This window comes from Staphylococcus rostri (assembly GCF_002902145.1).
Taxonomy (GTDB): domain Bacteria; phylum Bacillota; class Bacilli; order Staphylococcales; family Staphylococcaceae; genus Staphylococcus; species Staphylococcus rostri.
In genome coordinates this window covers 1-11,852 of record NZ_PPRF01000075.1, presented here as the reverse complement: position 1 = coordinate 11,852, position 11,852 = coordinate 1, and the positions used below count along the sequence as shown (strand labels likewise).

The following is an 11,852-nucleotide window of genomic DNA, read 5'->3' as shown; positions in this document are numbered from 1 at the left end:
AGGACATACAAGCTGTTTTAAGTGAGTTAGAGAAGGCAAATAAAGAGAGTACTTTATTTAACGGAGATGAAAAGTATTATATTTTAAATAAAGATATTGAATGTTTTAATCATCAAAGTATTGAAACAGTATCTAAAAATGTATTTTTATCTCCTTTTGATAATTTAATTTATAATCGGGCAAGATTAAAAAAACTTTTCTCTTTTGAATATAGATTAGAGTCTTATATTCCTAAAAAAAAGAGGAAAAATGGCTATTATGCTTTACCAATTTTAATAGAAAGTAATCTAATCGGTACTATAGATTTAAATTACAATAGAGAAACAGGTGAATTAATCGTTTTATCATTAAATATATTACAAGAGTATAGAAATAAAAAAATAGAAAAACAAGTATCTTGTCTTTTAGAAGATTACGCTAAAAAATTATGTGCTAAAAAGATTACTAGATCAAATGATTAAGCAGGTGGTCCCTTTTTTATAAGAAAAATAAATATATCATAAATTTATACGCATATTGAAATCATTACGAAACAAAGGGGGTTATGTAATGATGAAATCAGTTATTCTTGTATTATTTGATATTATTTCAAACTTTGGGTCGCGGATTTTTAGTTTTGCCTGTGCGTTTTACATATTGCAATACACCGATACGAGCTATATGTATAGTGTGTATTTAGCGCTTATTGTTTTATGTGGGATTATCGCTAGTAATAATAGGGGTATTTACGGACAGCGTGAATAACAGGTGGCTGGTCATCACAGCGCAAGTGGCAACAATTGTGATTTTAATGGTCTTTTTCTTCTTATATGATAATGTGGGGCTCCAATTAATTATTGTTACAGGTATCGTGCTCACAATTACAGATAGCATCAATATGTTGATTATTCAATCGAATCTACAAAATATTGCTGAAGATCATTTGGAACGAATTGTTTCGCTTAGACAAACGATTATTACAATCGTGACGTTTTTAGCACCAATGGCAGGGGGATTGCTTATCGCATTCGTGTCGATACAAACATTGGCGACGCTAACGCTTGTGACGGAGAGTCTGTCGCTTGTATTGTTATTGATGTTACCGTTAAAAACATACTTGGAAAAAACAGAGTGCACGCGCTTCAGAACAAATTTCAAAGAGGGATTTCGCTATTTGAAGCGGGATAAAATTATTTTACTCTGTATTGTTACTGGACTCAGCATTAACTTCTTGGTCAATTCGATTGTCGTAGGGATACCGATTATCGCCATTCAAACGCTTGGACTCAATTCTCAACAGTTCGGCGTTATAGAAGCATCGTTAACCATTGCGATTTTTTTGACATCCTTACTGTTTACCGTTTTTCCAATTCAGTCACATTTATTTAGAAATATGAAAGTATCTATTTTATTGTATAGTGTCATTCTGAGTGGACTCGGTATCTTTTTATTTTTTGACGTATCGCATACCGTTGCATTTATCTTTTTAATCGGTGTGTATGCAGGGATTGGGTTTGCGATGCCATATTTCAATATTCCATACAGTATTTATTTACAGAAAGCGATTGATGACGCCTATAAAGGTCGTGTTTTTTCAATAAATCAATCGATTGTACAGTCATTAATGCCATTATCAATGTTTTTCTACGGTATCATTTTAAATCAATATGAAGGCATGGTCTTTTTATTAACAGGTATCGCCACGTTTGGTGTCCTTATCGTATTTTCAATATTGTCACGTTCATACCAAGATGCGGTTGAAGCATAACAATGAACGCCATGGGTCACGAGAACCGCATGGCGTTTTGAATGATGATTAAATTTCAGTGACTTCAACGTCGATTTTTTCGATACGGTTGTATGCACCGTGGTCAACAGGACCTACAAAGTCGTTCATTTTCCAGCCATTTTTAATTGCTGAAGCGACGAAAGCTTTTGCGTTGATAACGGCTTCTTTTGGTGATTGACCGTTCGCAAGGTTCGCTGTTGTTGCCGCTGCGAATGTACAACCTGCACCGTGGTTATAACTTTGTTGGAACATATCTGTTGTTAGTTGATAGAATGTGTTGCCATCGTAGTACAAGTCATATGATTTATCTTGATCTAATGCTTTACCGCCTTTGATGACAACGTGTTGTGCGCCTTGTTGATGAATAATTTCAGCTGCTTTTTTCATATCGTCCATTGACTTCAATGTACCTAATTTTGATAGCTGACCTGCTTCGAAAAGGTTTGGTGTCACAACTGTTGCTTTTGGTAATAAGTATTCAATCATGGCTTCTGTATTACCAGGATTTAAAACTTCATCTTCCCCTTTACATACCATAACAGGGTCTACAACGAAAAATTGCGCGCCTGACTCAACGAACGCTTCGCCTGCACGTTTAATCACTTCTTCAGTGCCTAACATCCCTGTTTTGACAGCATCTGGACCAATACTGATAGCTGTTGCAAGTTGTTTGTTGAATACATCGAATGGAATTGGTGTAACATCATGAGACCATGTTTCTTTATCCATTGTAACGATGGCAGCAAGTGCAACCATTCCATATGTGTCGAGTTCTTGGAATGTTTTGAGGTCAGCTTGCATACCTGCCCCTGCGCTCGTATCTGAACCTGCAATTGTTAAAACTTTCTTTAATGCCATGTGACATCCACTCCCTTTAGCTTCTAAATTAAATGTAAAATCCTACTTATGCACTATCATATCATGACAACGTGTAACTGAAAACATTTCCATGCTGAGGCGTGACGTTAACTGACAGAATTTGTGGTAAAATGTGGAATGAGGTGAGCATGATGGAGTGGTCAACAATTTTTCATGACATTACATCGAAACATGATTTTCAAGCGATGCACGATTTTTTAGAAAAAGAATATGCGACAGAAGTGGTGTATCCGGCACGAGAGAACATTTATCAAGCGTTTGATTTAACGCCGTTTGAAAATATGAAAGTCGTCATCTTGGGGCAGGATCCGTATCATGGACCGAACCAGGCACACGGTCTTGCATTTTCCGTACAACCGGATGCTAAGTTCCCGCCATCATTGCGCAATATGTATCAGGAGTTAGCGGATGATATTGGGTGCCATAGAACGTCGCCCCATTTACAAGACTGGGCACGAGAAGGTGTGTTGCTGTTAAACACCGTCTTAACCGTGCGACAAGGTCAGGCACATTCGCATCGTGACATTGGTTGGGAAATATTTACAAACGAAATTATTCAGGCGATTTCAACACATAAATCAGGTGTTGTGTTTATCTTATGGGGTAAGCCAGCACAACAAAAAGAACGCTTAATTGATACGTCAAAACATTATATTATTAAGTCACCACACCCAAGTCCGTTATCGGCATATCGTGGCTTTTTTGGCTCGAAGCCGTATTCTAAAGCGAATGCTTATTTGACGGCACAAGGACTCGATCCAATTCAGTGGTGCGAAAGAGAGGAATAACCCTATGCAGAAAGAGAAGTTAATCCAATTGTTAGAGCATGAATTAATGCAGGCAGATCAAGCAACAACAGATGCAGCATTTGATAAACATATGTATGCGATTCATACGTTAACCGCTTTGTATACAGACCAAGCGACGCCACAAACAACAGTGAGTCGTCCAGCCGCAACCCCATCTACATCAACGAAAGTGTCTGAGGAAGAAATCCGCTTAATGGGTGGCCGTGTGACAGAGTCAAATACGGCACCGACAACGTCAGACAATCGTTTAGTGACAGACGATGCGATTGGTAACGGTGAGTCTATTTTTGACTTTTAAAGGAGGAATATAACATGAAATTATTCATTATTTTAGGTGCCATTAATGCGATGATGGCAGTTGGTACAGGCGCATTTGGTGCACATATTTTAGACGGTAAGCTTTCCGAACACTATATGTCTGTGTGGGAAAAAGCAACGATGTATCAAATGTATCACGGTTTAGGGTTGATTTTAATCGGTATTATTGGTGGTGCATTCAACCTAAATGTAAGTTGGGCAGGTTGGTTGATGTTCTTTGGTATCGTGTTCTTTAGTGGTTCACTGTATATTTTATCAACAACACAAATCAGTGTACTCGGTGCGATTACGCCAATCGGTGGGGTACTTTTTATTGCAGGCTGGATCATGCTTATTGTTGCGTCATTTAAAATATAACGGTCATTAAACAAGGAGGCGAAAGATATGGAAGCAATCTTTAGTTTTTTGAGTCATATTTTTAGTGCATTGGCATCTGCATTGTGGAAAAAGAATGAAGAAGACGAAGAACAGTAAATTTTGAAGCATCCTTGTAAGAGTAAGGCATGAAGGGATGGGACACAATAAATTTAAGCACTGGGAAACCGATAAACGGTGTCCCAAAAGCAGGATTTTCGACAGAACTGCCACGATTTCGACAAAATAAAAATCAATTTTGCTTATCGTTCGGTTCTGCTCAAATCCTAAGCGCTTTTGTCCCAACCTCTGGTGTCTTACTCTTTTTTTGAACAATTTCTGTCAATTATTTAAGAAAATATGAAAACTTTTGCTATGTATTAATATTTCATGTATGATTAATGGCTCGAATACTAAAATTGAGTTATTGATACTTTAACTAGGGTATAAAGTATATTAGAGGTGAAATATATTTATGGCAAAAAATAATAAAAAGCCGGATAGAGGCGATTTGCAACAGAACTTGTCTGAGAAGTTCGTATGGGCAATTGCATATGGCTCTTGTATCGGCTGGGGTTCTTTTATTCTGCCAGGGGATTGGATTCAAACATCTGGACCAATTGCAGCATCTATCGGTATATTTATTGGGGCATTACTGATGATGATTATTGCTGTGAGTTATGGTGCGTTAGTTGAGCGCTTTCCAGTTTCCGGTGGGGCATTTGCATTTAGCTTTTTAGGATTTGGACGTTATGTCAGCTTCTTTTCATCATGGTTTTTAACATTTGGTTATATTTGTGTTGTAGCCTTGAATGCGACGGCGTTTAGTCTACTTATCAAATTTTTAATTCCTGATGCGATTGAAGTCGGTAAACTTTATACAATTGCTGGCTGGGACGTCTATATTACTGAGATTATAATTGCATCAGCATTGCTATTGATCTTTATGGTAATTACGATTTATGGTGCGAGCGTCTCAGGTTCGTTACAATTTTATTTCTGCATCGCAATGGTTATCGTTGTTATTTTAATGTTTGTGAGCTCATTTTTCGGCTCAAACTTCTCATTAGAACATCTACAACCGTATCATGGCACACAGTATGGCTGGTTCCAAGCGATTGTCATGATTGTAGCCGTTGCACCGTGGGCGTATGTTGGATTTGACAATATCCCACAAACAGCGGAAGAATTTAACTTTTCGCCAAACAAAACATTTAAGTTAATCGTATATAGCTTGTTAGCCGCGGCAGTAACGTATGTTTTAATGATTTTATATACTGGCTGGTTAACAGCACCTGATAATGGGCTATGGGCGACAGGTGCGGTAACGCGTGAGGCTTTTGGTAATATTGGTCTAGGTGCACTTGCGATTGCGATTATTATGGGTATCTTTACCGGATTGAACGGTTTCTTATTGAGCGCCAGTCGTTTACTGTTCTCAATGGGACGTTCAGGTATTATGCCAACAGTTTTTAGTAAGTTGCATCCACGTTATAAGACACCGTATGTGGCGATCATTTTCCTAGTTGCGTTAACATTGATTGCACCGTGGTTAGGACGTACGGCGTTAACATGGATTGTAGATATGTCGTCAACAGGCGTATCTATCGCATACTTTGTTACGTGTCTGGCCGCTGCAAAATTGTTTAGTTATGACAAACAAAGTAAGACGTACGGTCCGGTTTATAAAACATTCGCGATTTTAGGTGCGATTATTTCATTTATTTTCCTAGCACTATTGCTATTACCAATCTCACCAGCGTCATTATCTTTACCATCGCATATTGCGTTAGGTTTCTGGACACTACTCGGATTAATCTTCTTCTTTATTCGTTTGCCGAAACTTCGCCGTATGGATAAAGATGAACTGTCACAGCTTATTTTGGACACACGTAAAAAAGACGTAGAAAAAATGCTAGACGAATAGAACACACTGACAACCCTCAGTTATTGAACTTGGCATACAGCTGAATTCGGTGATTGGGGGTTATTCTCGTTAGTAATAAAATATTTGAATTTTCTGTTTATTAATACGAGTAAGTTTTGCTACAATAAATGTATAACTAAAATTTTAAATATACATTGCATTTGTCCAATCAGATATGTTGATAGGAGGTCAAATATGAAGATTAAACTGCTGACACCTCAATTGATTTTACTGTATATCTTTATGTTTATCACAGCCTTAGACGGTCTTGTAATACCAACACTGATCGCAGGGATTATTCGATCTGTCGAAACTAAAAGTCTTTCTTCGCTTATCAATTACTTTATATTTGGTATGGTCGGCTATGGTATTATTCGAACAGGTTTATATTTATGGAACCTGTATCAGCAGAAATTTATAAGAGATTTTAACAATCATTATAAAGAACAACTTATTAGCAAGTACTTTGGCGGGAACAATGCGACACAACGTTCAGATTTATTAAGTTTTATGGTCAATGATTTTAAATTTTTGGAGACGAATTATATTAAGTCGTTATTTCTGTTCATATATTGTGTGACATTTTCAGTCGTTTCAGCGACATATGTGCTTGTGATAGATTATCAACTCGGATTATTATTTATTGTATTTTCCATTATTCCTGTTGTGACACCTAAAATTTATAAAAATAAAATTAAGAAGTCGACGGATACATGGTCACACGATTCTTCACAATTTGTCGACCATCTTAACGAATACTTTGGTGCACTGACAACAGTTAGAGTGTTTAATAAACAACCGTTTTTTGTGTCACAGTTAACGAAAGAATTAAACCATGTGGAAGACAGTAATTACGACGTACAGAAAAATCTCTATCAATCTAACTGGGTCACAAATTTATTATCAGGCATTAGTGCATTCGTCCCTTTATTTATAGGCGGAATTTTTGTGATTCATGGCAATCTATCATTAGCTGCATTGATGGCAGTGTATTTGGCAAGCGATCGAATTGTCATTCCAGCAGTCAATGCGATTGATCATTTCAACAAGTTAAGGTCTTCTTATACGATTGTGAAAAAGTATGATGAGTTAATGGATAGTTTGGCGTTGGAAGATGCGCAGAATACAATGACGCATTCATCCATACATACGATTTTACCCGTACAGTTTCAGCATGTGTCTCATCAATATGGCGAACGTATGATTTTTAAGGATATTCATTTAACGATAAATAAAGGCAATCACATTTTATTGAAAGGACCATCTGGCAGCGGAAAGTCAACATTTTTCAAGTTGTTGTTACAGTTGGAAACGCCACAAGAGGGTACGATTTGGTATCACAATATGCCAGGCGATAAACTGTCGTTTGCTACATTGACGCAACATCTCTATTATTTTGAACAGCAACCGTTCATATTCAATGCGTCCATTTTATTTAATGTTACATTAGGTGATGACTTTGATGATGCACAGTTACGTTATGTCATACGTCAATGTAACTTAACAGAATTGATTCAAACACATAGTTTAGACTATCTTGCAGGTGTAAATGGCGAGCGTCTGTCAGGCGGTCAAAAGATGCGCGTTGCCTTAGCACGAATTTTAATAAGACAACCGGGTTTTATCTTACTTGATGAGTTTTCAGCTGGACTCGATAAAGAGAATGCAACTTTTATTAGGGAAGTCATTCATCAAGAAGTAGAGACAGTGATTGAGATTACACACGATGAACATGTGAACCCAAAGCATTATACAGATATTTATAAAATAGAACATGAAAAATTAATACAAGTGACATAGTAGTCATCATTAAATAGCTAAAAAACAAGCCTGTTTCTCTTGATAGTCGCTACGCTATCAGGGGAAACAGGCTTTTGAATTGGAGAACTTTTTTGAAAATGAAAGCACAAAGTGATATGGATCCCTACCCATATATTTGCTTATAAATAATGTACCACGTTTTTACACGTTTTGGGGTATTAATATTGATAAATTATTAATTTTTTGTGAACTAATGCTTGAGTGGAATTAAATATATATCCGATATTTAATCTGTGAAAAACGACAAACGATGATTTTTCACATTTTACCGATTAATTTTGATTAAGTTATGATATAAAATTTCTGCCATCTCTTCAGGACTTTCGTGACAATTGGTTGATAACCATTTATAAACAATCGCCAGTTCGCCACCAATCGTATAATAAATAAAGTAATCAGAATGCTGCATCTCTGGTAAAGCTTGTAACATGGCAGTATAGGTTTGTTGTGTATAGCGCATATAATCTCTCACAATGTCTTGTTGTGGATTGGTCACAAGAATGGTTTTGAAAAATGACTCATAACGTAAGATATATCGAAAGAGTAAGCGGAAAGATTTTAAAATACGTGCTTTCGTTTCTTTCAACGTACTATTTTCAAGTGTATACGTTGTTGATGCCATAATCCGTTTATAACGCTTCATGTGATATTGCTTGATAACTTCTAATAATTGATATTTATCTTCAAAATGTGCATAAAATGTTGAGCGATGCACACCGCTTTCTGCACAAATTTCTTTAATTGTAATTGCTTCAAAGTCATCGTGTTCAAGTAGCCTAATTAGGGCTTTACATATTTCATAATATGCTTTTGTTTTTGTCATAAGATCACCATTTATTTAATTTCTGTATCCGACACATTTTAAAAAATTGTCTGTGGCATGTGCGAAATGATGGTTCTATAATACAGGATATTGATTTTTTTAGAAAGGAAGTTAGTCATTATGAAGAAGTTAGTTATGATTAACATTGTAACGATTGTATTATTAGTCATTATTGGTATTGGAGGTTTTTACTTTTATAACCAATCAGCCAATTATGTTAAAACAGAAAATGCACAAGTAGATGGAGATCAAATTAAAATTGCAGCTCCAGCATCAGGACAAATTACGTCTCTTGATGTTGAAGAAGGCGATAAATTAAATGCAGGTGATACGTTTGCGAAAGTGCAAGTGAAGTCGGAAACTGGTGATGTGCAATCAATGGACATTCCGATGCCAGCAGAAGGTACTATTGTAAAATTAGCAGCACAAAAAGGAAGTATCGCTCAAGCAGGTCAACCTTTAGCATATGCGTATAACTTAGATAAACGTTATGTCACAGCGAATATTGATGAAACAAAAATTAAAAATATTGAGGAAGGAAAAACAGTAGACATTGCGATCGACGGCCAAGACGCTAAAGTTAAAGGGAAAGTGGTTCATATTGGTCAAGCGACAGCATCTAGCTTTTCTTTAATGCCTTCATCAAATAGTGATGGGAATTATACAAAAGTAACACAAGTTGTACCGGTAAAAATTGAATTTGATAGTCAGCCATCAAATCGTGTGTTACCAGGTATGAACGCAGAAGTAAGTATTCACAAAAACTAATATAGGAGGTCATCAGATGTTTGTGATGATATATAGCATCGTTTCACTAATCGTGATTGTGTTGATGAACCTCATGTTGCTTCGGCGTAATAAGAAAAAACAACGTGACATTCAAGCGTCAACTGAGTCTACAAGTTCAGTCGACCAACGTTATGATACGACAGATACGGTCACAACACATGGGTCACATGAAACAGTAGGTGACCAAGTGAGAGAATCCGTTGTTGGCTATCGATTTAAAAAAGGCATTTCACGTAATAAAGTATTAGCAGCGATGTTATTTGGGATGTTTATTGCGATATTAAACCAAACGCTATTAAATACTGCACTGCCAAAAATTAACACAGATTTTAATATTACGGCAGCCACAGGTCAATGGTTGATGACAGGATTTATGTTAGTTAACGGAATTTTGATTCCGATCAGTGCGTTCTTATTTGAGAAATATTCATATCGTCGTTTATTTTTATTCTCGATGTTAATTTTCGCAATTGGCTCGCTCGTTTGTGGGATTGCTTGGAACTTCCCAATCATGATGACAGGGCGTGTGCTTCAAGCGGCCGGTGCAGGTATTTTAATGCCACTTGGTACGAATGTATTTATGACAATCTTTCCACCTGAGAAACGTGGGATGGCCATGGGAACACTTGGTATTGCGATGATTTTAGCACCAGCAATTGGTCCGACACTGTCTGGTTATATTGTAGAGCATTACGATTGGCATACAATGTTCATTGGTATGTTTGTCGTGGCGATTGTTGCGTTAGTTGTCGCATATTTTTGGTTCGGTATGTATCAACGTACTTCGCATCCTAAAGCAGATATTCCAGGTATTATTTTTAGTACAATTGGTTTTGGTGCCTTGCTGTATGGCTTTAGTGAAGCGGGTAACGACGGTTGGACATCAACAAAAATTATTGTCATGTTAACGTTAGGTATTATTTTTACGGCGGCGTTCGTTGTACGTGAAATGACGATGAAATCCCCAATGTTGAGCTTTGAAGTGCTGAAGTATCCAGGGTACACACTTACAGCAGCCATCAACATGATTGTGACGATGAGTCTATTCGGTGGCATGATTTTGCTACCGCTATACTTACAAAACTTACGTGGTTTCTCAGCAATTGATTCAGGATTGTTACTGTTACCAGGTGCCTTGATTATGGGCTTTATGGGACCTATTGCCGGAAAACTATTAGACACGATTGGTATTAAGCCACTAGCGATTATTGGATTAGCAATTACAACGTATGGTACATGGGAACTGACACAATTGACGATGGACACACCGTATTCATCAATTTTATGGATTTATATCGTACGTTCTTTCGGTATGAGCTTTATTATGATGCCGATTATGACGGCAGGTATGAATTCATTACCAGCAAGACTCATTTCTCATGGCAATGCGTTGATTAATACAATGCGTCAATTAGCAGGATCTATCGGTACAGCGATCTTAGTAACGGTTATGACACAACAAAGTGAAACACACCTTGCGACATTCCAGCAAGATTTAGATAAAACAAATCCATTTATTCAAGATCAGTTGCAAGCACTCGCACAACAATTAGGCGGCGAACAACAAGCAACAGCTGCAATATTAAAGTTTGTCAATGAACTTTCAGCAGTAGATGGCGTTAACAGCGCATTTTGGGTTGCGACAGCATTAAGCGGGCTTGCACTCGTACTCAGCTTTTTCTTACGCGATAAATCTTACTACATGTCAAAAGAACAATAGAAAAATCACGACTTCTTCATTTGAGTGGGGAAGTCGTGTTTTGATAATTTGGTTATTTGGAGATATATTTGTCGCTAAAATCGCAAAAATTTAATTTTTAGTTAGCTACAAATTATTGAGTAAAGTGATTTCAATAATAAGTTTTTGTAGTTAAAAAGAATTAATAATTATCTAAATGGAATCACAAATAGAACGCAAAAGAAACACATTATGTATAAATTTAAATCAGTGTTACATTAAACAACACGAGCATTCTGAATGAAAATCAAGAACATTGAATTTAAAAAAGGAAAGCACTTAACAAATAAAAGTAGTAATTCGTGTTTAACTTTTTTGTATAGCAGTCTATATGAGACATTTTCACGTAATGATCAACTTTTCAAAATTTAAGGGGGAAATTCATTGTCCAAATGATGATTTACTAGTAGAATTATCCATAGTGTAGTTCCTTTGTATTGGATTTGGATAAGTATGACTACCTCTAACCAGTATAAAGGAATTTTTTGTACTTGAAATTAATTTACAGAAAATTCTTTTTGATTACTAAAGTTTAAATGTTTTTATGCGACACTAGTGATTATTTGACTTAATTCTTACTATTTAAATATTTTTGGTTTACTTTAACTCTCTGTATGATAGTGTTT

General features: G+C 36.4%; 12 protein-coding genes. 10 read left to right on the top strand and 2 right to left on the bottom strand.

Annotated elements, in window-relative coordinates; genetic code table 11:
• The 3 genes from CD122_RS09755 to CD122_RS09750 form a co-directional block, all read left to right on the top strand.
• On the top strand, window positions 1-461 hold a 461-nt coding region (locus tag CD122_RS09755), incomplete at its 5' end, for a DNA glycosylase AlkZ-like family protein (RefSeq protein ID WP_206167758.1).
• An 88-nt stretch (window positions 462-549) separates the two neighbouring features.
• A complete protein-coding gene (locus CD122_RS11975; protein ID WP_169926507.1) occupies window positions 550-744 on the top strand; it encodes a hypothetical protein in 195 nt (64 codons plus the stop codon).
• The gene (locus CD122_RS09750) at window positions 737-1,747 is read left to right on the top strand and encodes an MFS transporter (protein ID WP_169926506.1); all 1,011 of its coding nucleotides are present in this window, start codon (window positions 737-739) and stop codon (window positions 1,745-1,747) included. Before CD122_RS11975 ends, CD122_RS09750 begins: the two co-directional genes overlap by 8 nt.
• A gap of 48 nt (window positions 1,748-1,795) precedes the next feature.
• On the opposite strand, the gene thiD is transcribed toward CD122_RS09750, so the two are convergent.
• Complete coding sequence (gene thiD / locus CD122_RS09745; RefSeq protein ID WP_103358786.1) at window positions 1,796-2,626, bottom strand: bifunctional hydroxymethylpyrimidine kinase/phosphomethylpyrimidine kinase; 831 nt, start codon at window positions 2,624-2,626, stop codon at window positions 1,796-1,798.
• Window positions 2,627-2,778: 152 nt separating this feature from the next.
• On the opposite strand from thiD, the gene CD122_RS09740 reads away from it, so the two are divergent.
• The 5 genes from CD122_RS09740 (at window position 2,779) to CD122_RS09715 (ending at window position 7,855) form a co-directional block, all read left to right on the top strand.
• The gene (locus CD122_RS09740) at window positions 2,779-3,435 is read left to right on the top strand and encodes a uracil-DNA glycosylase (RefSeq protein WP_103358785.1); all 657 of its coding nucleotides are present in this window, start codon (window positions 2,779-2,781) and stop codon (window positions 3,433-3,435) included.
• Between the two features lie 4 nt (window positions 3,436-3,439).
• Window positions 3,440-3,754, top strand: a complete 315-nt coding sequence (locus CD122_RS09735) for a DUF5327 family protein (protein ID WP_103358784.1) — start codon at window positions 3,440-3,442, stop codon at window positions 3,752-3,754.
• Between the two features lie 14 nt (window positions 3,755-3,768).
• Window positions 3,769-4,131 (top strand): DUF423 domain-containing protein, encoded by a 363-nt coding sequence (locus tag CD122_RS09730; protein WP_103358783.1) that lies wholly within the window; start codon window positions 3,769-3,771, stop codon window positions 4,129-4,131.
• 472 nt (window positions 4,132-4,603) lie between these two features.
• Window positions 4,604-6,055 carry an APC family permease gene (locus CD122_RS09720; protein ID WP_103358781.1) on the top strand — a complete coding sequence of 484 codons (1,452 nt, stop codon included), beginning with the start codon at window positions 4,604-4,606 and terminating at the stop codon, window positions 6,053-6,055.
• A gap of 195 nt (window positions 6,056-6,250) precedes the next feature.
• The gene (locus tag CD122_RS09715; protein ID WP_103358780.1) at window positions 6,251-7,855 is read left to right on the top strand and encodes an ATP-binding cassette domain-containing protein; all 1,605 of its coding nucleotides are present in this window, start codon (window positions 6,251-6,253) and stop codon (window positions 7,853-7,855) included.
• A gap of 286 nt (window positions 7,856-8,141) precedes the next feature.
• Here the strand turns inward: CD122_RS09715 and CD122_RS09710 are convergent, their stop codons facing one another.
• Window positions 8,142-8,699 carry a TetR/AcrR family transcriptional regulator gene (locus CD122_RS09710; protein ID WP_103358779.1) on the bottom strand — a complete coding sequence of 186 codons (558 nt, stop codon included), beginning with the start codon at window positions 8,697-8,699 and terminating at the stop codon, window positions 8,142-8,144.
• Window positions 8,700-8,819: 120 nt separating this feature from the next.
• Here CD122_RS09710 and CD122_RS09705 point away from each other — a divergent pair, with 120 nt between their 5' ends.
• Window positions 8,820-9,467 (top strand): HlyD family secretion protein, encoded by a 648-nt coding sequence (locus tag CD122_RS09705; RefSeq protein ID WP_103358778.1) that lies wholly within the window; start codon window positions 8,820-8,822, stop codon window positions 9,465-9,467.
• Window positions 9,468-9,483: 16 nt separating this feature from the next.
• Window positions 9,484-11,208 carry a DHA2 family efflux MFS transporter permease subunit gene (locus tag CD122_RS09700; RefSeq protein WP_103358777.1) on the top strand — a complete coding sequence of 575 codons (1,725 nt, stop codon included), beginning with the start codon at window positions 9,484-9,486 and terminating at the stop codon, window positions 11,206-11,208.
• Window positions 11,209-11,852 lie beyond the last annotated feature (644 nt).

Bases quoted from the DNA above. Each gene is read 5' to 3' on its own strand.
- CD122_RS09715 (WP_103358780.1), top strand. From the start codon at position 6,251: ATGAAGATTAAACTGCTGACACCTCAATTGATTTTACTGTATATCTTT.
- CD122_RS09735 (WP_103358784.1), top strand. From the start codon at position 3,440: ATGCAGAAAGAGAAGTTAATCCAATTGTTAGAGCATGAATTAATGCAG.
- CD122_RS09720 (WP_103358781.1), top strand. From the start codon at position 4,604: ATGGCAAAAAATAATAAAAAGCCGGATAGAGGCGATTTGCAACAGAAC.
- CD122_RS09730 (WP_103358783.1), top strand. From the start codon at position 3,769: ATGAAATTATTCATTATTTTAGGTGCCATTAATGCGATGATGGCAGTT.
- CD122_RS09700 (WP_103358777.1), top strand. From the start codon at position 9,484: ATGTTTGTGATGATATATAGCATCGTTTCACTAATCGTGATTGTGTTG.
- CD122_RS09740 (WP_103358785.1), top strand. From the start codon at position 2,779: ATGGAGTGGTCAACAATTTTTCATGACATTACATCGAAACATGATTTT.
- CD122_RS11975 (WP_169926507.1), top strand. From the start codon at position 550: ATGATGAAATCAGTTATTCTTGTATTATTTGATATTATTTCAAACTTT.
- CD122_RS09710 (WP_103358779.1), bottom strand. From the start codon at position 8,699: ATGACAAAAACAAAAGCATATTATGAAATATGTAAAGCCCTAATTAGG.
- thiD (WP_103358786.1), bottom strand. From the start codon at position 2,626: ATGGCATTAAAGAAAGTTTTAACAATTGCAGGTTCAGATACGAGCGCA.
- CD122_RS09705 (WP_103358778.1), top strand. From the start codon at position 8,820: ATGAAGAAGTTAGTTATGATTAACATTGTAACGATTGTATTATTAGTC.